At 71.9% G+C, this 20,062-nt stretch carries 20 protein-coding genes and 4 tRNA genes; 18 read left to right on the top strand and 6 right to left on the bottom strand.

The features are described from left to right. Positions 1 to 29 precede the first annotated feature (29 nt). Both EDF63_RS15230 and EDF63_RS15225 read left to right on the top strand, forming a co-directional pair. The gene (locus tag EDF63_RS15230; RefSeq protein ID WP_123313851.1) at positions 30 to 1,160 is read left to right on the top strand and encodes an AMP-binding protein; all 1,131 of its coding nucleotides are present in this window, start codon (positions 30 to 32) and stop codon (positions 1,158 to 1,160) included. 40 nt (positions 1,161 to 1,200) lie between these two features. Continuing rightward, positions 1,201 to 2,202 (top strand): 1,4-dihydroxy-2-naphthoate polyprenyltransferase, encoded by a 1,002-nt coding sequence (locus EDF63_RS15225; RefSeq protein WP_123313850.1) that lies wholly within the window; start codon positions 1,201 to 1,203, stop codon positions 2,200 to 2,202. 2 nt (positions 2,203 to 2,204) lie between these two features. Here EDF63_RS15225 and EDF63_RS15220 read toward each other — a convergent pair whose 3' ends face one another. After that, positions 2,205 to 2,540, bottom strand: coding sequence for a DUF4229 domain-containing protein (locus EDF63_RS15220; RefSeq protein WP_123313849.1), 336 nt, complete (start codon positions 2,538 to 2,540; stop codon positions 2,205 to 2,207). A 64-nt stretch (positions 2,541 to 2,604) separates the two neighbouring features. Between EDF63_RS15220 and EDF63_RS15215 the strand changes: the two genes are divergently transcribed. Both EDF63_RS15215 and menD read left to right on the top strand, forming a co-directional pair. After that, positions 2,605 to 2,961 carry a PLD nuclease N-terminal domain-containing protein gene (locus tag EDF63_RS15215; RefSeq protein WP_123313848.1) on the top strand — a complete coding sequence of 119 codons (357 nt, stop codon included), beginning with the start codon at positions 2,605 to 2,607 and terminating at the stop codon, positions 2,959 to 2,961. After that, positions 2,918 to 4,759, top strand: a complete 1,842-nt coding sequence (gene menD / locus EDF63_RS15210; RefSeq protein WP_311316892.1) for a 2-succinyl-5-enolpyruvyl-6-hydroxy-3-cyclohexene-1-carboxylic-acid synthase — start codon at positions 2,918 to 2,920, stop codon at positions 4,757 to 4,759. Before EDF63_RS15215 ends, menD begins: the two co-directional genes overlap by 44 nt. A gap of 51 nt (positions 4,760 to 4,810) precedes the next feature. On the opposite strand, the gene EDF63_RS15205 is transcribed toward menD, so the two are convergent. Beyond that, the gene (locus EDF63_RS15205; protein ID WP_123313847.1) at positions 4,811 to 6,070 is read right to left on the bottom strand and encodes an isochorismate synthase MenF; all 1,260 of its coding nucleotides are present in this window, start codon (positions 6,068 to 6,070) and stop codon (positions 4,811 to 4,813) included. 108 nt (positions 6,071 to 6,178) lie between these two features. Here EDF63_RS15205 and EDF63_RS15200 point away from each other — a divergent pair, with 108 nt between their 5' ends. The 4 genes from EDF63_RS15200 (at position 6,179) to EDF63_RS15185 (ending at position 10,660) form a co-directional block, all read left to right on the top strand. Next, the gene (locus EDF63_RS15200) at positions 6,179 to 6,970 is read left to right on the top strand and encodes a demethylmenaquinone methyltransferase (protein WP_123313846.1); all 792 of its coding nucleotides are present in this window, start codon (positions 6,179 to 6,181) and stop codon (positions 6,968 to 6,970) included. Positions 6,971 to 7,002: 32 nt separating this feature from the next. Beyond that, the gene (locus tag EDF63_RS15195) at positions 7,003 to 8,079 is read left to right on the top strand and encodes a polyprenyl synthetase family protein (RefSeq protein ID WP_123313845.1); all 1,077 of its coding nucleotides are present in this window, start codon (positions 7,003 to 7,005) and stop codon (positions 8,077 to 8,079) included. An 86-nt stretch (positions 8,080 to 8,165) separates the two neighbouring features. After that, entirely contained in the window at positions 8,166 to 9,539 is a 1,374-nt protein-coding gene (locus EDF63_RS15190; RefSeq protein ID WP_123313844.1) for an FAD-dependent oxidoreductase, read from the top strand. A 5-nt stretch (positions 9,540 to 9,544) separates the two neighbouring features. Beyond that, positions 9,545 to 10,660 carry a heparan-alpha-glucosaminide N-acetyltransferase domain-containing protein gene (locus EDF63_RS15185; protein WP_123313843.1) on the top strand — a complete coding sequence of 372 codons (1,116 nt, stop codon included), beginning with the start codon at positions 9,545 to 9,547 and terminating at the stop codon, positions 10,658 to 10,660. A 249-nt stretch (positions 10,661 to 10,909) separates the two neighbouring features. Here EDF63_RS15185 and cls read toward each other — a convergent pair whose 3' ends face one another. Beyond that, positions 10,910 to 12,370 (bottom strand): cardiolipin synthase, encoded by a 1,461-nt coding sequence (gene cls, locus EDF63_RS15180; protein WP_123313842.1) that lies wholly within the window; start codon positions 12,368 to 12,370, stop codon positions 10,910 to 10,912. A 42-nt stretch (positions 12,371 to 12,412) separates the two neighbouring features. Further along, the gene (locus EDF63_RS15175) at positions 12,413 to 12,901 is read right to left on the bottom strand and encodes a YajQ family cyclic di-GMP-binding protein (protein ID WP_123313841.1); all 489 of its coding nucleotides are present in this window, start codon (positions 12,899 to 12,901) and stop codon (positions 12,413 to 12,415) included. A gap of 137 nt (positions 12,902 to 13,038) precedes the next feature. Between EDF63_RS15175 and EDF63_RS15170 the strand changes: the two genes are divergently transcribed. From EDF63_RS15170 to EDF63_RS15150, 5 genes are all read left to right on the top strand, one after another. Further along, positions 13,039 to 13,123, top strand: a tRNA-Tyr gene (locus tag EDF63_RS15170). 57 nt (positions 13,124 to 13,180) lie between these two features. Then, positions 13,181 to 14,002 carry an inositol monophosphatase family protein gene (locus EDF63_RS15165; RefSeq protein WP_123313840.1) on the top strand — a complete coding sequence of 274 codons (822 nt, stop codon included), beginning with the start codon at positions 13,181 to 13,183 and terminating at the stop codon, positions 14,000 to 14,002. A gap of 149 nt (positions 14,003 to 14,151) precedes the next feature. After that, positions 14,152 to 15,369, top strand: a complete 1,218-nt coding sequence (locus EDF63_RS15160) for a M23 family metallopeptidase (RefSeq protein ID WP_123313839.1) — start codon at positions 14,152 to 14,154, stop codon at positions 15,367 to 15,369. Positions 15,370 to 15,462: 93 nt separating this feature from the next. Beyond that, a tRNA-Thr gene (locus tag EDF63_RS15155) sits at positions 15,463 to 15,534 on the top strand. Between the two features lie 32 nt (positions 15,535 to 15,566). Further along, a tRNA-Met gene (locus EDF63_RS15150) sits at positions 15,567 to 15,640 on the top strand. Positions 15,641 to 15,710: 70 nt separating this feature from the next. Here the strand turns inward: EDF63_RS15150 and EDF63_RS15145 are convergent. Continuing rightward, on the bottom strand, positions 15,711 to 16,109 hold the full coding sequence (locus tag EDF63_RS15145) for a hypothetical protein (RefSeq protein ID WP_123313838.1): 399 nt from the start codon (positions 16,107 to 16,109) through the stop codon (positions 15,711 to 15,713). A gap of 129 nt (positions 16,110 to 16,238) precedes the next feature. Between EDF63_RS15145 and EDF63_RS15140 the strand changes: the two genes are divergently transcribed. Genes EDF63_RS15140 through EDF63_RS15130 form a run of 3 tightly spaced genes read left to right on the top strand, consistent with a single transcriptional unit; the run spans position 16,239 to position 18,141 of the window. Continuing rightward, positions 16,239 to 16,688, top strand: coding sequence for a MaoC family dehydratase N-terminal domain-containing protein (locus EDF63_RS15140; protein WP_123313837.1), 450 nt, complete (start codon positions 16,239 to 16,241; stop codon positions 16,686 to 16,688). Then, on the top strand, positions 16,685 to 17,110 hold the full coding sequence (locus EDF63_RS15135) for a MaoC/PaaZ C-terminal domain-containing protein (RefSeq protein ID WP_123292107.1): 426 nt from the start codon (positions 16,685 to 16,687) through the stop codon (positions 17,108 to 17,110). Before EDF63_RS15140 ends, EDF63_RS15135 begins: the two co-directional genes overlap by 4 nt. A 14-nt stretch (positions 17,111 to 17,124) precedes the next feature. Continuing rightward, positions 17,125 to 18,141 carry a UDP-N-acetylmuramate dehydrogenase gene (locus tag EDF63_RS15130; protein ID WP_260233129.1) on the top strand — a complete coding sequence of 339 codons (1,017 nt, stop codon included), beginning with the start codon at positions 17,125 to 17,127 and terminating at the stop codon, positions 18,139 to 18,141. A gap of 85 nt (positions 18,142 to 18,226) precedes the next feature. Here the strand turns inward: EDF63_RS15130 and EDF63_RS15125 are convergent, their stop codons facing one another. Beyond that, a complete protein-coding gene (locus EDF63_RS15125) occupies positions 18,227 to 19,408 on the bottom strand; it encodes a pyridoxal phosphate-dependent aminotransferase (protein WP_123314079.1) in 1,182 nt (393 codons plus the stop codon). Positions 19,409 to 19,588: 180 nt separating this feature from the next. On the opposite strand from EDF63_RS15125, the gene EDF63_RS15120 reads away from it, so the two are divergent. Both EDF63_RS15120 and secE read left to right on the top strand, forming a co-directional pair. Continuing rightward, positions 19,589 to 19,661: transfer RNA gene (locus EDF63_RS15120), tRNA-Trp, on the top strand. A gap of 35 nt (positions 19,662 to 19,696) precedes the next feature. Further along, entirely contained in the window at positions 19,697 to 19,960 is a 264-nt protein-coding gene (gene secE, locus EDF63_RS15115) for a preprotein translocase subunit SecE (RefSeq protein WP_228504884.1), read from the top strand. The last annotated feature ends 102 nt before the right edge of the window (positions 19,961 to 20,062 follow it).

The raw sequence follows: 20,062 nt of genomic DNA, 5'->3' as shown, positions 1-20,062 counted from the left end.
GTGGTCCGCACGCGCCCGGTGGGCGTGGCATGAGCCGTCCGCTGGTCGCGCTCGGCACGTCGGACCCGCTGGCCGTGCTCCGCGGCCTGGAGGCGGCGCTCGCCGGCGGCCCCGCGCTGCTCCCGGTCGCCGAGGGAACGCCCGCCCTGCCGACCCCGCCACCGGCCGACGTCCGGCAACGGGTCGCCCTGGTGGTCGAGACGAGCGGGTCCACCGGCACCGGCAAGCGCGTGGCGCTCTCGTCCGAAGCGCTGCTCGCGGGGGCCGCAGCCGCCGACGCCGCACTCGGCGGCCCCGGTGGTTGGGTCCTCGCGCTGCCCACGCACTACATCGCGGGCCTCAACGTCCTGACCCGCTCGATCGCCGCGGGGACGACGCCGGTCGTCGTGGCACCGGGCCACTTCGACGCGGCGGCGTTCGCGGACGCCGCAGACCGGCTCGTCACCGGCCCTGCCGCCCCACGGCGCTACACGTCCCTGGTCCCCGTGCAGCTCGCCCGTGTGCTCGACGACGGCCGTGCGACCGCTGCGCTCGCCCGGTTCGACGCCGTCCTCGTCGGCGGCCAGGCGACCCCGGCGGCACTGCGCGATCGTGCGGTCGCGGCGGGCGTGCGGATCGTGACGACCTACGGCGCCAGCGAGACGAGCGGTGGCTGCGTGTACGACGGCGTCCCGTTCGGCACCGTCCGCACCGAGGTCGTGGACGGCGAGCTGCAGCTGTCGGGTCCGATGCTCGCCGAGGGGTACCTCGGTGACGACGACCGGACGGCCACGACGTTCGTCGATCGCGACGGTCTGCGCTGGTACCGCACGGGCGACGCCGCAACGGTGTCCGACGGGGTGGTCCAGGTGCTCGGACGTCTCGACGACGTGGTGGTCTCCGGTGGCGAGAAGGTCCGGCTCGGCGCGGTGGAGCGGCTCGTGCGCGACCTGCCCGACCAGCACGGGGCGGTCGTCACCCGACGGGCCTCGGAGGAGTGGGGCGAGGTGCCGGTCGTCGTCACCGAGCAGCCGCTCGACCTCGACACCGTCCGGTCCCACGTGGGCGACGCACTCGGTCGTGCGGCACGTCCGGCCGCGGTGGTGGTCGTCGACCGGCTGCCGATGCTCCCGTCCGGCAAGCCCGACCGGCGGGCGATCCAGGACTTGGCGTCCTCGTAGGTCCGCGCGACGGCACCGCGACGCGTCGCGGATAGGATCGGTGGTCGTGGCACGAACGAAGAACACGACGCACAAGCAGGGCCGCTCGGGCAACCCGGCGAAGGCCGCGGCCCCGCTCCGCTCGAAGCGCCGGGCGACCGCGCGGGACTGGATCGGCGGGGCACGGCTCCGCACCCTGACGCTGGGCGTCGTCCCCGTGGTGCTCGGCACCACCGTGGGCTTCGTCGACAGTCGCACCACGGGTGACTTCGGTGCGTTCCTGGCGCAGGACGCGCACCTCGCCATCGCGCTGCTCGCCCTCGCGGTGGCCCTGTTCCTGCAGATCGGCGTGAACTACAGCAACGACTACTCCGACGGCGTCCGCGGCACCGACGAGTACCGCGTCGGCCCGGCTCGACTGACGGGTGCCGGCCTCGCGAAGCCCCGGACGGTGCTGACCGTCGCGCTGACGTTCTTCGGGCTGGCAGCGGTCGCCGGGATCGTCATCGTGGTGCTCACCCAGCTGTGGTGGCTGCTGCTCGTGGGCGCCGCCGCCATCGTCGCCGCGTGGTTCTACACCGGCGGCAAGAAGCCGTACGGCTACAACGCGCTCGGTGAGGTCTTCGTCTTCGTGTTCTTCGGCCTCGTCGCCGTGCTCGGCACCCAGTACGTGCTCATCGGTCAGGCCACCGCGAGCGGGTGGGCCGCAGCGGTCGCCGCCGGGTTCTTCGCCTGCGCGGTCTTGATGGTCAACAACATCCGCGACGTCGACGAGGACCGTCTGGCCGGCAAGCGCACCCTCGCGGTCGTCGTCGGCCGACCGGTGGCACGGGTGCTGTACGGCCTGTTTCTGATGCTGCCGTACGTCGTGCTGCTCTGGTTCGTCCTGCTCTACTTCCGCACCGGCTTCACGTACTTCTCGCTGCTGCTGGCCCTGCCGGCGCTCGCGATCGGGGTGTCGTCGCGCAAGCCGCGTGAGCTCATCACGGCGTTGCAGCTGTCGTCGTTCGCGTCGCTGGTGTTCGGCGTGGTGCTCGGCATCACGCTCGCCGTCCAGCCGTAGGACTACTCCGCGTCGGTGTCCCGGCGCGCGGCGTGCCGGTCGGCGTCCGACACCGGGCGCACGGTCGGGGTGTCCGCGGCGTCGGTGTCCGCAGCGTCGACGAAGTCGTCCTCGAAGTCGGTGTCCGCGTCGCGCTCCGGGCCCCCGCGGCGGTTGGCGAGGCTCAGGGCGACCGTGGTGCGGAGCTTCGCGAGCGCGATGTAGGACACCAGGAGCCCGACGAGGGCAGCGACGATGGTCGCCCAGTACCAGGGCATCGGCGTCAGGAGCAGGAGGAGCACGAGCGCCGCCGCGAAGATGCCGAGCCGGGCGAGGGTGTAGAGGAGCCACGCTTTCACCCTGCGAGTCTACGGACGGCCGACCGGCAGGGTCGTCACAGGCTCGCGACCTACACTCCTGGGCATGGTCCGCTTGTGGTTGATCGTCGTCGTCGCCGCTGTCGCCTTCACGGTGTACGCGGCCATCGACTGCGCGACGATGCCCCGCGAACGTGTCCGATCCCTCAGGCGCGGTGTCTGGATCCTCCTGGTGATCGTCCTCCCCGTCCTCGGCGGGGTGCTCTGGTTCCTGCTCGGCCGGTCGCCGGCGTCCCCGGGCACGACCGCCCGGTACCGTGGACCCGAAGACGACCCGGACTTCCTCGGCACCACGCCCGCGCCGGGGGACACCCTCACGGACAAGGACCAGGACGACGCGACCCTCCGAGACCTCGAAGATCAGTTCCACGACCGAGACGACGACGGCCGCACCGATCGCTGACGGGCCCGCGGGATCGGGCAGCCCGGCGACGGACGCGGCCCTGACCCTGCTGCAGGAACTCGTGCGCGCCGGCGTCACCGACGTCGTCGTCAGTCCCGGCTCGCGGTCGCAGGCCCTCGCGCTCGCGGCCGTCGCCCTCGAGCGTGCCGGTGGCCTGACCGTGCACGTCCGACTCGACGAGCGCACCGCCGGGTTCTTCGCCCTCGGGCTCGCGGTGGAGTCCGGCCGGCCGGCCGCGGTCGTGACGACCTCGGGCACCGCCGTCGCCAACCTGCACCCCGCGGTCCTCGAAGCGCACCACTCCGGCGTCCCGATGATCGTCCTGAGCGCCGACCGGCCGGATGAACTCCGCGGCATCGGCAGCAACCAGACCACGGTCCAGCCGGGCATGTTCGGCGACGCGGTCGCCTTCGTCCGCGACGTCGAGGCGCCGTCGGCACACGGGGCCGACGCGTCGGTGCGTGCCGCGCTGCGCGACCTCGCCCGGCAGGCCGTCGCCGCGGCCGCCGGACACACCGGACAACCCGGGCCGGCGCAGCTCAACGTCGCGTTCCGCGAACCCCTCTCCGCCGGCCTCGACGCCGAGAACGTGCAGGGCGTCCCCGACGACGAGGTCGACACCGCGTTCGCCACCCGTCGCCGGCACGGGGGTCTGCCGGTGGCGGAGCTGTCGCCGGACGACGAGCCGGGCACGGTCGTCATCGCCGGGCACGACGCCGGTGCGGACGCCGAGCGCATCGCCTGGGAGCTCGGGGCGCCCCTGCTCGCCGAGGTCTCCAGCGGCGCACGGTTCGGCCGGAACCTCGTCGTCGCGTACCGCGACCTCCTGCGCGACCCGGACTTCGGCGGGGTGGTCCGCCGCGCCGTCGTGCTCGGCCACCCGACCCTCAGCCGGGAGGTCCCGGTGCTGCTGCAGCGGCAGGGGGTCGAGACGATCGTGGTCCGCGGACCCGCGTCCGATCCCTTCGACCCGGCCCGCGCCTCTCCCCACCGGCACGGCCCGGACGCCGCTGGCGCGTTGCCCGGGAACCGGCGGCGTGGGCACAGCGAATCATTGACCACCTTCGTGTCCGACGTCCGCGTGACCGGCCGCACCCGGCCGGAGCACCGTGCGTGGGTCGGTCGCTGGGTCGGCGCGAGCCGTCAGCTGCTCGGCGACGGCGACGCCGGACCCGACCTCGGCGCCAAGCGGTCCCCGGACCGCGCCGAACGCAACAAGTTCCTGCGCGACGAGGTCGCGCTCCGCCGCCGACCGGTCGACCGCGCGATGCTCGCCGACGCCGTGTGGGGCGTGACGTGGCCGCACGACCGGCTCGTGTTCGGGGCCTCGCAGATCATCCGCGTCGCCGACGGACGGGTGCTCGGCAAGAAGATCCGGGTGCACGCGAACCGCGGCCTCGCCGGCATCGACGGCACCGTGTCGACCGCGTTGGGCATCGCCGCGGCGCTCGAGCAGTCGTCGGCGTCGGTCGGCACCACGCGCGTGCTGCTCGGCGACCTGACCCTGCTGCACGACCTCGGGGCGTTCGTCACCGGCACCGAGGAACGGACGCACCGGGTGCAGGTCGTCGTCGGCAACGACCACGGCGGCGCGATCTTCCGCGGGCTCGAGGTGGCACGCACCACCCCACCGGAGGACATGCGGCGGATGATGTCGACCCCGCAGCACGTCGACGTCGAACGGGTCGTCACCGGCCTCGGCTGGGAGTACCGCCGCGCCGAGACGTGGGGCGACCTCGAACGCGTGCTGACCGACCCGGCCGAGCGGGTCGTCATCGAGGTCCCGCTGGCGGACTGACGCGGCGGGGGCGATGCAGCGCGACCGCGGGGCCGCGTGGCGCCGCGCCGCTCAGGCCAGTGCGTCGGTGACCGGTCGGAACTTCAGGGCGGTCTCGGCGACCTCGCGCGCCGGCTCCGACCCCGCCACGACACCGGCGCCGGCCCAGGCCCGGACGGTGCCGTCGTCGTCGATCCGGGCGCTCCGCAGCGCGAGCATCCACTCGCCGTCGCCCGTGGCGCCCATCCAGCCCACCGGACCGGCGTAGCGTCCGCGGTCGACGCCCTCGAGCTCTGCGACGAGCCGGACGGCCACGTCGGTGGGAGTCCCCGCGACCGCGGCGGTCGGGTGCAGGGCGTCGGCGACGTCGAGCGAGGTGGTGTCCGGCGGCAGCGTCGCCTGCACGTCGGTCGCCAGGTGCCACAGGTTCGGCAGCTGCAGTCGGAACGGCTCGGGGTCGGCACGCAGCTCGGTGACGAGCGGGCGGAGCGAGGCGAGCAGGCTGTCGATCGCGAACGCGTGCTCCTCGACGTCCTTCGCGCTGGCGGCGAGGGCCTCGGCGGCCGCACGGTCGGACACCTCGTCGGTCCCGCGTGCGGCGCTGCCGGCCAGCACCCGTGCCGTCAGCCGCGTGCCGTCCGTGCGGGCGAGCGTCTCCGGGGTCGCACCCACCAGGCCGTCGACCGCGAACGTGACGCACTGCGGGTAGGCGGCGGCGAGGTCGAGCAGCACGGCGCGTCGATCGGCTCCCGGCGGCAGCGTGCCGACGAGGTCGCGGGCGAGGACGACCTTCTGCGCGCCCCCGGCGACGATGCGCCGCACGGCCTCGGCGACGTTCGCGGCGTAGGCGGCCTCGTCGATCCGGCCCGGACGCAGCGTGACGGAGACGTGCGGTCCGACGTGGGGGACCGGCACCGAGGTCCGTGTGAAGGCGAGCGGCTCGGCGCCGACGGTCGTGTCGATCGCCGTGAGCCAGGCCTTCCCGCGCCGACGACCGATGACCACGCGCGGGACGATCAACACGCTCTCGTCGGCGGAGTCGTCGGCGAAGGCGAAGGAGCCGAACGCCACCAGACCCGACCCGCGCAGCTGCACCGGGTCGTCGACGGTGGCGGCTTCCACGACGGAACGCCACACGGCGGCCGCGTCGCGCATCCGGTCGGGCCCGGTGAACGTGAACCGCAGTGCTTCCCCGATGCCGACGATGCCGTCGCCGTTCCGGACGAAGGCCAGGGGACGGTCGCGGAGCGTGTGGCGGAGGACGGTGCCCGGGTCGTCGAGGATCCGGGTGGAGACCGTCAGCGGGGGCGCCGCCGTGGTGGTTCGGGTCACGGCTCCGATGCTACGCGCGGTCGGTCGGACGCCCGGCCGTCCGCCGGTCGCACGAGCCGTCGCTGCGAGTCCGGTGAACGTACGGTCGAGACCTCTAGGATTGGTCGGGTGAGCAGAGCGGACCTGAACAAGCGGCCGGACGAGGTGGCGGCGATGTTCGACGACGTCGCGGCCAAGTACGACCTCACGAACGACATCCTGTCGGCGGGCAACGCACCGCTGTGGCGTGTCGCCACGGTGCGGGCGGTCGACCCCCAGCCCGGCGAGAAGGTCCTCGACATCGCCGCCGGCACCGGCACGAGTGCCGCGGCGTTCGCGAAGAAGGGTGCGGAGGTGAGCGCGCTCGACCTCTCCGCCGGCATGATCGCCGTCGGCCGTGAGCGACACCCCGAGATCACCTTCGTCGAGGGCGACGCCGAACACCTGCCCTTCGACGACGACACGTTCGACGCGGTCACGATCTCGTTCGGACTCCGCAACGTGAACGACCCGAAGCAGGCGCTCGCCGAGATGCTGCGGGTGCTGAAGCCCGGCGGCCGCGTCGTCATCTGCGAGTTCTCGACCCCGCCCCGTGCGCTGCTGCGCCTGGGCTACGGCACGTACCTGAAGCGCGTGCTCCCGGGCATCGCGAAGCTCTCCAGCAGCAACCCCGCTGCCTACCGCTACCTCGCCGAGTCGATCGACGCGTGGCCGGACCAGCAGGTCCTGACCCAGTGGCTGCGCGGCGTCGGGTTCTCCGTGGTCGCCTACCGCAACCTCACGGCCGGTATCGTCGCACTGCACCGTGGCCGCAAGCCCGTCGCCGACACGGTGCGCGAGTCCGCGGCCCGTCGTGCGAAGGCACGCCGCGACCACCAGGCGACCGGCGAGCAGCCGCGCGTCGACCCGGCCGACGACTGACCGGTCACCATCCCCCGAAGACGGAGCAGCACTTGAATCCGAGCGTCCCGGTCGCACGTCGCGCGCCGAGCCTCCGCGCCTCGCTGGGCATCGGCGAGCGGCTGTTCGCCACGCCCGCCGACCGCCGCTTCATCACCGCCGTCGACGACGGGCTCGAGCTCGTCGAGCAGGGGCTCGAGGACGCCATGCGTTCCACGGACACCTTGGCCGACACCACGAGCCGCTACCTGCTCTCCGCGGGCGGCAAGCGGATCCGTCCGACGCTCACGCTGCTCATCGCGCAGCTCGGCGACGGGGTGACCGACGCCGTGGTCAAGGCGGCCGTGAGCATCGAGACGACCCACCTGGCGTCGCTCTACCACGACGACGTCATGGACGAAGCGCCCGTCCGCCGTGGGGTCCCCGCGGCGCAGATCACCTACGGCAACAACGTGGCGATCCTGACCGGCGACCTGCTCTTCGCCCGTGCCAGCCTCATCACCGCCGACCTCGGCACCGAGGGCATCCGGATGCAGGCCGAGACCTTCCAGCGGCTCTGCATGGGCCAGCTGCACGAGACCACCGGCCCGCAGCCCGACGACGACCCGGTCGAGCACTACATCCAGGTCCTCAGCGACAAGACCGGTTCGCTCATCGCGACCGCCGCCCGCGCCGGCGTCATGTTCTCGGGCGCTGACCGGACGTACCTCGACGCCGTCGGGACCTTCGGCGAGAAGGTGGGCGTCGCCTTCCAGCTCGTCGACGACGTCATCGACCTGGCACCCGCGACGGACAAGACCGGCAAGATCGCCGGCAACGACCTCCGCGCCGGCGTCGACACGCTGCCGATGCTGCACCTGCGGCGGCACGCGGCGACCGACCCGGCGGCGCAGGACCTCGTCCAGCGCATCGAGCGCGACGTGAACGGCGCCCCGGACGACGCGGTCGGCTCCGTGCCGTACCAGTCGGCCGTCGCCGCCCTGCGTGAACACGAGGCGACGGCGTCGACGCGCACGGTCGCGGTCCGCTGGGCCCGCGAAGCCGTGGACGCCCTCGCCCCGCTGCCCGACGGCACCGTGAAGCGGGCACTCACCCGCTTCGCGGACTCCGTCGTCGACCGCAGCCGCTGAACACCGCCCGCGACCGGACGGCCCCACGGCCGCCGCGCGGGACGCACCACCGGGAGCACCCCACCCGAACGAACTGGAGACGATCAGTGCCCACCCTCCGAATCGCCATCGTCGGCGCCGGACCCGCCGGCATCTACGCCGCGGACATCCTGCTGCGCGAGGCCCACGGACACGACGTGTCGATCGACCTGTTCGAGCAGCTCCCCGCGCCGTACGGGTTGGTCCGCTACGGCGTCGCCCCCGACCACCCGCGCATCAAGGGCATCGTCAACGCGCTGCGCGACGTGCTCGACCGCGGTGTCGTCCGGCTGTTCGGCAACGTCCGCTTCGGCGAGGACATCACCCTCGAGGACCTGAAGAAGCACTACAACGCCGTCGTCTTCTCGACGGGCGCGATCAAGGACGCCGACCTCGACGTCCCCGGCGTCGATCTCGAGGGCTCCTACGGCGCCGCCGAGTTCGTCAGCTGGTTCGACGGCCACCCCGACGTCCCGCGCACCTGGCCGCTGACCGCCGAGAGCGTCGCGGTGATCGGGGTCGGCAACGTGGCCCTCGACGTCTCCCGCATCCTGGCGAAGCACGCCGACGACCTGCTGCCGACCGAGATCCCGGCGAACGTGTACGAGGGTCTGAAGGCGTCACCCGTCACGGACGTCCACGTCTTCGGCCGCCGTGGTCCCGCCCAGGTGAAGTTCACGCCGCTCGAGCTCCGCGAACTCGGCGAGGTCCGCGACGTCGACATGATCGTCTACGACGAGGACTTCGACCACGACGAGGCTTCGAAGACCGCGATCGCCACGAACAAGCAGGTCATGGTCATCAACCGGGTGCTCGAGCAGTGGCGCACGCGCGAGACCGGCCAGGCGAGCCGGCGGCTGCACCTGCACTTCTACGCGAAGCCGACGGAGTTCGTCGGCGACGAGCACGGCAACCTCACCGCGATCCGGTACGAGCGCACCCGGCCGAACGGCGAGGGTGGCGTCGAGGGCACGGGCGAGATCCGCGAGATCCCGGTCCAGGCGGCGTACCGTGCCGTGGGCTACTTCGGTTCCCCGCTGCCCGGCCTGCCGTTCGACGAGCGCCACGGCGTCATCCCGAACCACGAGGGCCAGGTCCTCGACGACGACAACCAGCAGATCCCGGGCGTCTACGCCACCGGCTGGATCAAGCGCGGCCCGGTCGGCCTGATCGGCCACACGAAGTCCGACGCGATGGAGACCGTGCAGCACATCGTGAACGACCAGGCGAGCTGGTGGACGCCGGAGGACCCGTCCGAGGGTGCGATCCCGGCGCTGCTCCGCGAGCGGGGTGTCCAGTACACCGACCTCGACGGCTGGCACAACCTGGACACCCACGAGCTCGCGCTCGGTGCTGCCGAGGGGCGTGAGCGCATCAAGGTCGTGCCCCGTGACGAGATGATCGACGTGTCGCTCGGTCGCGTCGACGCGCCCACGAACTGACGGCGATGACCGACACGCGCCCCGTCCCGCCCACGGCGGTGCGGGGCGCGTCCGCTTCCGGCGCACGGCTGCAGGGCGTCGACGTCGCACGGGCGCTCGCGCTGCTCGGCATGATGGCCGCGCACATCGGCGGCATCGCGGACCAGCTCGACTGGTCCGACCCCTCGACGTGGTCGGCCGTGGCGCACGGCCGCCCGTCCACGCTGTTCGCCGTCCTCGCCGGGGTGTCGATCGGGCTGACGAGCGGTCGGACGAGCCCGCCTGGACCACCGACGATCGGCCGGGTCCGGGCACGCCTGGCGATCCGCGCCGTGGCCGTCGTCGCCGTCGGGTTCGTGCTCATCGCGTTGGACACCCCCGTCTACGTCATCCTGCCGACGTACGGCGTGCTCTTCCTGCTGGTGATCCCGGTGCTCCGGGTCCGCCCGGCGTGGCTCCTCGCCCTCGCGGGTGCCTGCGCCGTCCTGTCGCCGATCGCCGCAGTCGCGATCGCGCCGGCCTACGCGGACGCGGGCATGGTCGGCGTGCAGCTCGGCCTGGTCTACCCCGTGGTCACATTCCTGGCGCACGTCCTGGTCGGTCTCGCGGTCGCCCGGGCCGGTCTGGAGGATCGTGGCCGGCAGGTCGTGCTCCTCGCGTCCGGCGCACTGGTCGCCGCCACCGCGTACATCGTCGGCACCGTCGTCGCGCCGCTGCCGCCAGGGGCTGCGTTCGCGTTCCCGGGCGTTCCGTACGCCGCCGACAACGCCACTCCGGGCCAGGCCCTCGCCCAGCTCTTCCTGTCACCGCGTGACCACTCGTCGTCGGTCGTCGACGTGGTGGGCACAGCCGGGGTGGCGGTGGCGGTCATCGCGCTGTGCATCCTGGTGTTCGACGGGCGAGGCCGGGTCGCCGAGCGGATCGCGTTCCCGCTCGCTGCCGTCGGGTCGATGCCGCTCACGGTCTACTCGGGACACCTCGTGGTGATCGCGATGCTGCCGACCTACCCCGAGTCGGCCGAGGCGTGGGGCTGGTTCGCCCTCGGCTCGGTCGTGTTCGCGATGGTCTGGCGCCGGTTCCTCGGCCGTGGCCCGCTCGAGCGGGCCGTCCCGGCCCTGGCATCCCTCGTCCCGATGCGCTGAGCGGCAGTACCGGCGCCGCACGGTGCCGGATTGCTCGTCCGGTGCGGGCTTGCCCGCTGCGTGCCCCGCGGTCGCGGCGCACCGTGCGGCCAACGTCGCACCGGGTGGCGGACGGCGCACCGTGCGGGGCGGAGCCGCGCCGCGCCTCCTGGCCGACGGCGCACCGTGTGGGGCGGAGCCGCTCCGCGCCTCCTGGCCGACGGCGCGACAGCGCGCCAGCGCGCCAGCGCGCCAGCGCGACAGCGTCCGCTACTGCAGCGCTGCCGTGAGCCGCGCGACGTTGTCGAGCACCTTGGACCGGCGCGGACGGTCGACCCACTCGTCGAGCGTGAGCTCGAAGCTGTGCTCCTTGTAGGCGTCCTGCACGGCGCGCAACGCGTCGACGAAGCGGTGGCCGCGCACCATCACGGAGACCTCGAGGTTCAGGCTGAACGAGCGCATGTCCATGTTGCTCGACCCGATCACCGACACCTCGTCGTCGATGGTGAAGTGCTTGGCGTGCAGGATCACCGGTGCCCGGTACAGCCAGATCTTGACGCCGGCGCGGAGCAGGCCCTCGTAGTACGAGCGTTGCGCGTGCCACGTCATCGCGTGGTCGCCCATCTCGCCGACGAAGAGCTCGACCTCGACGCCGCGCTGGGCGGTCGTCGTGATGGCGTACAGCATCGAGTCGTCCGGGACGAAGTACGGCGAGGTGATCGACACCTTCTTCTGCGCCGAGTAGAGCAGCGCGTTGAACAGGCGCAGGTTGTTCTCACCGTCGAACCCCGGCCCGGACGGCACCACCTGGCAGTCGAGTGCGTCACCGCGGTCGGCTCGTTGCACGGGGTCGCTCTCGCGCAGCAGCAGTTCGTCGGTCTCGCTGTACCAGTCGGTGACGAACAGGGCGTTCAGTCCCGCGACGACCGGTCCCTCGAACCGGGCGAAGAGGTCCTTGTAGACCATGCCCTTCTCGATGTGGGACTTGATGTCGTACGACGCATCGATCAGGTTCTGCGACCCGGTGAACGCGACCGAGCCGTCGATGACCATGATCTTCCGGTGGTTGCGCAGGTCGGGGCGCTGGAACTTCCCCTGCAGTGGCAGCAGCGGGAGCATGAGGTGCCACTCGATGCCGGCGCGGTCCATGAACGCCAGCGTGTCCTTGTAGCCGGGGTACCCGCGGCTCGCCCAGTGGTCGAGCAGGAAGCGGACGGTGACGCCGCGGGCCTGCGCGCGGGCGAGCGCGTCGAAGAACGGCCGGGTCGTGTCGTCGAGTGTCGCGATGTAGAACTCGACGTGCACGAACCGACGCGACTGGTCGATCGCCCGGGTCATCTCGGCGATCGACTCCTCCGAGTCGGGGTAGAGCTCGGCCGAGTTGCCGCCGACCAGCGGCATGGCGCCGAGTTCGCGGTTCAGCGTCGTGATGCTCTCGAGCCAGAGCGGCCACGGGTGGTCACGGCGCACGCGTTCGATGCCCTCGGTCTGCTCGAGGATGTACGCGTTGATCTCGGTCTGCTTCTCACGCCGGGCACGCGGCAGCTTCGTCGACCCGATGACCAGGAAGACGATGAAGCCGATGTAGGGGATGAGGAAGATCGCCAGCAACCAGGCCGTCGCGGTCTGCGGCTTCCGGTTGATCGGGACGTAGATGATCGAGAAGGCGCGGATCGCCAGGTCCAGCAGGACGGCCAGGACGGTGATCGCGACGGTGAGCCAGTGCTCCACGGGGTGCCGGTGTCGGGTTCGGGTGTCGTTTGACGCCGCGCGTCAGCGGAAGTTGATGTACTGCAACGGGACGTCGAACTCTTCACCCTTGAGGAGCTGGATCGTGTTCTGCAGGTCGTCACGGCTCTTCGAGGAGACCCGCAGTTCGTCGCCCTGGATCTGGCTCTTCACGGTCTTGGGGGCGTTCGCCCGCAGGAACGCGCCGATCTTCTTGGCGACGTCCTGCTCGATGCCGTTCTTGAACTTCACCTCGATGCGGTACTCCTTGCCCGAGGGGTACGGGTCGCCGGCGTCGAGGCTCTTCAGGCTGATGTTGCGCTTGATCGCCTTGCTCTGCAGGACGTCGAGGACGGCCTTGGCGCGCTCTTCCGAGTTCGCCTTGATGAGGACGTCGTCACCGCTGAAGGCGACCGACGCGTCCGCGCCCTTGAAGTCGTACCGCTGCTCGATCTCCTTGGCCGCCTGGTTGAGGGCGTTCTCCGCCTCCATCTTGTCGACCTTGCTGACCACGTCGAAGGAACTGTCTGCCATGCCGGACAGCCTAACGGCGGACAGGAGGCCCGGTTCCGGTCGCGCGGATCGGCTCACGGTGGTCACGACCACCGTTCCGGATCCGCTATGCTTTTGTGCGCGCCTTCGGTTGGTGATCACACCGGCTGGGTGCGCATGGCAAGTTACCCAAGCGGCCAAAGGGATCTGACTGTAAATCAGCCGGCGTAGCCTTCGGGGGTTCGAATCCCTCACTTGCCACCACCTGGAAGCCCCGTCCGATCCGGACGGGGCTTTCGTCGTCACTGGCAGGATCGGTGCATGGCATCCGACCGCACACCGTCCCAGTTCGCCGACCTCGCCGAGACGATCGCACGCGAGGCGGCCGCGCTCGCCGCACGACGACGTGCTGAGGGGGTTGAGGTCGCCGACCGCAAGTCGAGCATCGTCGACGTGGTCACCGCGGCGGATCGCGAGGTCGAGGCGCTCATCCGCACCCGGATCGCCGAGGCCCGGCCGGACGACGCGTTCCACGGTGAGGAGTCGGGCTCGGCGTCGGGGGAGTCGGGCATCACGTGGGTCGTCGACCCGATCGACGGCACCGTCAACTACCTGTACGGCAGCGCCGAGTACGGCGTGAGCATCGGGGTCGTGCGCGGCTCCGCCGACCCGACGACGTGGGAGCCCGTCGCGGGTGTCGTGGTCGCCCCAGCCACCGGGGTCGTGTTCCGCGCCGCGGCCGGGCAGGGCGCCACCCGTGACGGCGTCCCCCTGTCCGTCAGCGCTCCCGCCTCGCTCGCCGAGACGCTCGTGGCGACGGGCTTCGGGTACACGGCAGACCGACGGCGTGAGCAGGTGGCCGTGCTCGCCGGGCTCATCGGCGAGGTACGGGACATCCGACGCGGGGGAGCGGCGTCGCTCGACTGCTGCGCGGTCGGTGCCGGGATCGTCGACGCCTACTACGAGCGCGGGATCAACCCGTGGGACATGGCCGGCGGCTCCGTCGTCGCGCACGAGGCCGGGGCGTCGGTCCGCATCTGGGAAGCGGGTGGCAGCCGTTCCTTCCTGTTCGCGAGCCCCGCGGTGGCCGACGACCTCGAGGCTCTGCTGCGCGGACTGGAAGCCGAGGCACTCGACGCCTGAGCCCCGGACGGTCCCTCGGTCTGGGGGTCCCCGGTGGACATGACCACGACTGGCGACGTGCGACGACGTTTGCTACCGTGCTCAGGTCCCGTTATCTGCTCGTTACCAACGAGCACCCTCCTTCCCCGATCAGGATCGCCACCGCACGCATGCCCCACTCTCCACTGACGTCCGTCCCCACCGGTCCCGTCGACGCCGCCACCCCGGTCGTCCACATGACCCGACGAGCACGGATCGAGGCGGAGCGAGCGGCTGCGAAGGGTGCTCCCGTCACGCAGGACCACACGCAGGACGTCGCGCCCGACAGCGCCGCGCGCCCGTCGTTCGACGAGGTCGTCGGGCTGACCACGCCGTCGTCCGCCGCTGCTCCGGTGTCCCCGATCGACCTCGCGCCGGCGTCGCCCGCGCTGCCGGAGTCGGCGGTCCGACCGGCATCGCGCATCACGACGCCGCCTGCCCCCACGTCGCCGGACGTCCACGCCACCGCACCGCGCACCGTGCCCGCTGCCGCTCCGTCCTCCGCCGCACCGCAGCCCCGTCGGGTCATCGGCCAGGTCCCGGCCTCCCGTCGGCGCACCGGCCGTGCGGCGTCCGCCGTGCAGGTCGACCGGGCCACCCGGCACATCAATACGAGCCGCACCACCGCGCCGGCCCCCACCGCTCGCAAGCAGGGCGCCTCGTTCCGCCGTGCGGCGTCGCGCGTGACGGCCGTCGGTGCGCTCCTCTTCGTCGCCGGGCTCGTCGTCTCGACGTCGTTGCCCGCCCAGGCGCTCTACGTGCCGGAGACCGGCTCCACCGCGGTCCGGTCGACGGCGAACGGTGCGACCCAGTCGATGAGCGTCAGCGCAGCAGCCGACGGTTCGACGACCCGCGACCAGTACACGGTGTCCGACGCCACGCAGTACAAGAACGTCGACGCCTCGAGCTTCACGAACGACCCGACCGGCACGATCCAGTGGCCGTTCCTCACCGGGGTGCCGATCACGTCGGGCTTCGGCGGTCGCCAGGTCGCCGGCTGCTCGTTCTGCTCGACGAACCACATGGGCGTCGACTTCGCCCCCGGCGAGGGCACCCCGATCCGTGTCATCGCCGCCGGCACCGTCATCAAGGTGCAGGCGAACGACGGCGGTTTCGGCAACGACGTCTGGGTCGAGCACGACGTCGACGGCAAGCAGTTCGTCAGCGTGTACGGCCACATGGAGGACAACTCCTTCAAGGTGGTCACCGGCCAGCAGATCGAGGTCGGTGACGAGCTCGGCCTCGTGGGCAGCACGGGCAACTCCACGGGCCCGCACCTGCACCTCGAAGTGCACGTCGACGGCGTCCCCGTGGACCCGCTGGCGTGGCTCCAGACCAACGCGAACTAGCGGTCGCCGGCGCGGCACGCCCGGGCGTCTCGCCCGGTTCCGGAGCAGCGTCGGAGGTCTGCTATCCTCGTGTGGTGCCGTTCGCGGCACATCGCCCCGATAGCTCAGTGGTAGAGCACCTCCATGGTAAGGAGGGGGTCGTCAGTTCAATCCTGACTCGGGGCTCCGACCCGGCGCGCGTGTCGCTCCGGATCTCTGGCGGGGTAGCTCAGTTGGTTAGAGCACACGACTCATAATCGTGGGGTCGCGGGTTCAAGTCCCGCCCTCGCTACAGCAAGCCCGGCGATCTGTTCGCCGGGCTTTCGTCGTTCCCGGGCCTCCCGTCCGCCCCGTGACCGGGACTACAGCGCGGAGTGCGACCCGGTGCCGGTCCGCGCCTGCAACACGCCGGCGGACCGCAGCGCACGCTCGACCGACGCGCTCACCTCGTGCCAAGCCGCTCGTCGCCGGCTCGCGCCGATGCTGCCGCCGGAGACAGCCGTCCCGTGTCCGCTGTGCCGGAGCGTGATGGTGGTGGACGCCCCCGTGACGGTCGTCGACAGCTCGTAGCGCCGGAACTCGCGGGACGGGTGCACGAGCGCGCCGAGCAAGATCGTCAGCAGCCGGTTGCCGGTCGTCGCGGTGAGGGTCCCACCGGTCGACTCGACGTGGTGTCCCGTGGTGCGGAGCGCCGCGGCGGCGACCTCCATCGCGGTGCAGCGGTCGCCCGTGTGCACGGCGAACTCGGTCCTGCTGTCCATCGGTGCTCCCCCGTCCCCTGATCCGGTGTCGACACGGGACCGCCGGTTCCCCCGAACCGACGCGGCAAGCCTAGCCGATGCATCCTCAGCATCGACAGGCCCCAGGACGGGCGTCGGTAGACTGCCGACGTGTCAGTGAACCCCGAGCTCGTCGGCAGGACGTTCCCGCCGGCCCAGCCCTACCTGGTCGGTCGCGAGAAGGTGCGCGAGTTCTCGCGCGCGGTGTTCGCGACCAACCCCGTCCACCACGAACCCGATGCGGCCCGTGCCGCCGGGTACGCCGACGTCGTCGCCCCGCCGACCTTCGCGGTCGTCGTGCAGGAAGCCACGCTCGCGCAGCTCCTGGCCGAGCCGGACGCCGGCATCGACTTCTCCCGCGTCGTGCACGGCGAGCAGTCCTTCACCTACGACCGGCCCATCGTGGCCGGCGACGAACTCACCGCGACCCTGACCGTCACGAGCGTGAAGACGCTCGGCGGCAACGCGATGGTCACGGCCCAGAGCACCATGAACGACGCCGCGGGGGAGCGCGTCGTCACGGCGACGTCGACCCTCGTGGTCCGAGGAGACGACGCATGACCGCCGCACCCGCCACCGCGATCGAGGTCGGCACGGTGGTCGCCGAGCGCGAGGTGCACGTCACCCGCGACTCGCTCGTCCGCTACGCCGGCGCCTCCGGTGACTTCAACCCGATCCACTACCGCGACGACGTCGCCGCCTCGGTCGGGCTGCCCGGCGTGCTCGCGCACGGCATGCTCACGATGGGCCTCGCGGTGCAGCCGGTGTCCGAGTGGCTCGGCGACAGCGGCTGGGTCGCGGGCTACGGCGTCCGCTTCACCCGCCCCGTCGTCGTGGACCCCGAGCAGGGCGCGACCATCGGCATCGTCGCGAAGGTCGGGACCGTCGACGACGACGGCCGACCGAAGCGCATCGACCTCACCGTGACCGCCGGCGGGCAGACCGTGCTCGGCAAGGCGCAGGTCACGGTGGCGTTCCGCTGACCGTGCACGAGCCGGTGCTCGCCGACCTCACGACGCTCGGCGTCGGCGGTCCGGCCACGCGGCTGCTGACGGCCACGACGACCGACGAGCTCGTCGCCCACACGCGTGCGGCGTGGGACGACCACGAGTGGCTCGTCCTCGGTGGCGGCAGCAACCTGCTGGTCGCCGACTCGGGCTTCGACGGCACCGTCGTCCTGGTCCGCACCTCGGGCGTGGAGGCCGACGCCGACGCAGACGGCGTCACCGTCCGCGTCGCGGCCGGTGAACCCTGGGACGCGTTCGTCGCCACCACCGTCGCGAACGGCTGGACCGGTCTGGAGGCCCTCAGCGGCATCCCGGGCACCGTCGGCGCCGCCCCCGTGCAGAACATCGGCGCCTACGGGGTCGAGCTCTCCGACGTGCTCACCCGGGTCGAGTTCCTCGATGCGGCCACGGGGGAGCGCACGTGGGTCCCCGCAGCCGAGCTGGCGCTCGGCTACCGCACGTCGACCCTCAAGCACGGACGCCGCGGTGTCGTGCTGACGGTCGAGTTCCGGCTCGGCACGGCGGGCGAGCACGGTGTGCCGGTGCGGTACGCCCAGCTCGCCGGTTCGCTCGGGGTCGACCTCGGTGCCCTCGTGGAGCCGACCACGGTCCGCGACGAGGTCCTGCGGCTCCGCGCCTCGAAGGGCATGGTGCTCGACGCCGACGACCGGGACACCTGGAGCGCCGGGTCGTTCTTCACGAACCCGATCGTGTCCGCGGCCTTCGCCGAGACGCTGCCCGCCGATGCGCCACGGTGGCCGGCTGGTGACGACGTCAAGCTCAGCGCCGCCTGGCTCATCGAGCACGCCGGGATCCACCGTGGCTACGCCGTGCCGGGCTCGCGGGCGGCGATCTCGTCGAAGCACACCCTCGCGCTGACGAACCGCGGCGGAGCGACGGCCGCCCAGGTGGCGGAGCTCGCGCGGTACGTGCAGGTGACCGTCCTGAACCGCTTCGGGGTCTCGCTCGTGCCGGAGCCCGTCGTGGTGGGCGACCTGCTCGACTGAGGACGCCCACGCGACGCGCCACGGGCCTCCCGGACGTGCGAACGGGCCACCTCGACGAGGTGGCCCGTTCCGTGGTGCGTGGGGTCTACGCGAAGAACCGCGCCAGACGGGCGACGCCCTCGGCGATGTCGTCGTCGCCGAGGGCGTACGACAGCCGCAGGTAGCCCGAGGGTCCGAAGGCCTCGCCCGGGACGACCGCGACCTCGGCGTGCTCGAGGATCAGGTCGGCCAGTTCGAGGGTCGTCGTCGGGGTCGAGCCCGCCCACTCGCGACCGAGCAGTGCTGTGACGTCCGGGTAGACGTAGAAGGCGCCCTGCGGGGTCGGCGTGACGAAGCCCGGGATCGCGTTGAGCCCGGCGACGATGGCCTGGCGACGGCGGTCGAAGGCCTCGCGCATGGCCGCCACCGGCTCCTGTGGCCCGGTGAGGGCGGCGGTCGCGGCGCGCTGGGACACGTTCGACACGTTCGACGACAGGTGCGACTGCAGGTTCGACGCAGCCTTGACGGCGTCGGCCGGGCCGATGAACCAGCCGACGCGCCAGCCGGTCATCGCGTAGGTCTTGGCGACGCCGTTGACGAGGATCGTGGTGTCGGCGAGGGCCGGCACGGCGTCGAGGATGCCGGTGAAGCGCAGCCCGTCGTAGACGAGGTCCTGGTAGATCTCGTCGCTGATGACCCAGATGCCGTGTTCGAGCGCCCACTCGCCGATCGCCGCGGTCTGCTCGGCGGTGTACACGGCACCGGTCGGGTTCGACGGCGAGCAGAACAGCAGCGCCTTCGTCTTCGGGGTGCGCGCGGCCTCGAGCTGCTCGACGGTCACGAGGTACCCCTGGTCGCTGCCGGCGAAGACCTCGACCGGCTCGCCACCGGCCAGGCGGATGGCCTCGGGGTAGGTGGTCCAGTACGGGGCGGGGAGCAGGACCTCGTCCCCGGCGTCGACGATCGTCTGGAACGCCTGGTAGACGGCCTGCTTGCCGCCGTTGGTGACGATCACCTGCGACGGGTCGACGGTGATGCCGGACTCGCGTGCGGTCTTGGCGGCGATGGCCTGCTTCAGCTCCGGCAGGCCGGTCGCCGGCGTGTAGCGGTGGTTCTTCGGGTCCTGTGCGGCCTCGACCGCGGCGACGACCACGTGGTCGGGCGTCGCGAAGTCGGGCTCGCCGGCGGCGAAGGAGATGACGGGGCGACCCGCGGCCTTCAGGGCCTTCGCCTTCGCGTCGACCTTGAGCGTCGCGGACTCGGCGATCGCCGCGATGCGGGACGCGATGCGCGGCCGATCGGTCGGCGCGGCGGCGGGGGTAGCGGTGGACTCGGGGCCGGGGGCTGCGGTGCTCACGGGTCCCAGCCTATCGGCGCGGCACGCCGTGGAGGGGGTCAAGTGGACACCGTGTGACGGACTCCCGTACACTCGACCACCGGAACACGATCGGTGACGGACGTGCTCTGAAGGGCGGTGGCTCAATTGGTAGAGCAGCGGTCTCCAAAACCGCAGGTTGCAGGTTCGAGTCCTGTCCGCCCTGCAACTCTGGAAGGGTAGAAGTTGGCGAGCAAAGACATGGAGACGACGGCGGACGACGTCGTCGCCAAGGCGAAGCAGGACCGGGCCGAGCGCCGGGGTCCGATCGCTGCCATCGTGCTCTTCATCCGTCAGGTGATCGGCGAGCTTCGCAAGGTCGTGACGCCGACCCGCAAGGAGCTCTTCAGCTACACGCTGGTCGTGCTCGTCTTCGTCGTCGTGATGATGATCCTGGTGTCGATCCTCGACTTCGTGTTCGGTCTCGGCGTCGGGTACGTCTTCGGCAACGGGCCCACGGCCTGACCCGGACGTCGACTGCCCTGTGCGGCAGTCCCGTGGAGTACGGTCGCCCGAGACGGAGCCGATCGTGACCAGGACCGTCCGCCATCCCGACCCGCACCACCG

The sequence above is a fragment of the Curtobacterium sp. JUb34 genome (assembly GCF_003755065.1).
Classification (GTDB): Bacteria; Actinomycetota; Actinomycetes; order Actinomycetales; family Microbacteriaceae; genus Curtobacterium.
This window is presented reverse-complemented; position numbering and strand designations above follow the sequence as displayed.

Coding starts and splice junctions, on each gene's coding strand:
- EDF63_RS15230 (WP_123313851.1), top strand. CDS start 30: ATGAGCCGTCCGCTGGTCGCGCTCGGCACGTCGGACCCGCTGGCCGTG.
- EDF63_RS15215 (WP_123313848.1), top strand. CDS start 2,605: ATGGTCCGCTTGTGGTTGATCGTCGTCGTCGCCGCTGTCGCCTTCACG.
- EDF63_RS15185 (WP_123313843.1), top strand. CDS start 9,545: ATGACCGACACGCGCCCCGTCCCGCCCACGGCGGTGCGGGGCGCGTCC.
- EDF63_RS15175 (WP_123313841.1), bottom strand. CDS start 12,901: ATGGCAGACAGTTCCTTCGACGTGGTCAGCAAGGTCGACAAGATGGAG.
- EDF63_RS15165 (WP_123313840.1), top strand. CDS start 13,181: ATGGCATCCGACCGCACACCGTCCCAGTTCGCCGACCTCGCCGAGACG.
- EDF63_RS15160 (WP_123313839.1), top strand. CDS start 14,152: ATGCCCCACTCTCCACTGACGTCCGTCCCCACCGGTCCCGTCGACGCC.
- EDF63_RS15145 (WP_123313838.1), bottom strand. CDS start 16,109: ATGGACAGCAGGACCGAGTTCGCCGTGCACACGGGCGACCGCTGCACC.
- EDF63_RS15135 (WP_123292107.1), top strand. CDS start 16,685: ATGACCGCCGCACCCGCCACCGCGATCGAGGTCGGCACGGTGGTCGCC.
- secE (WP_228504884.1), top strand. CDS start 19,697: ATGGAGACGACGGCGGACGACGTCGTCGCCAAGGCGAAGCAGGACCGG.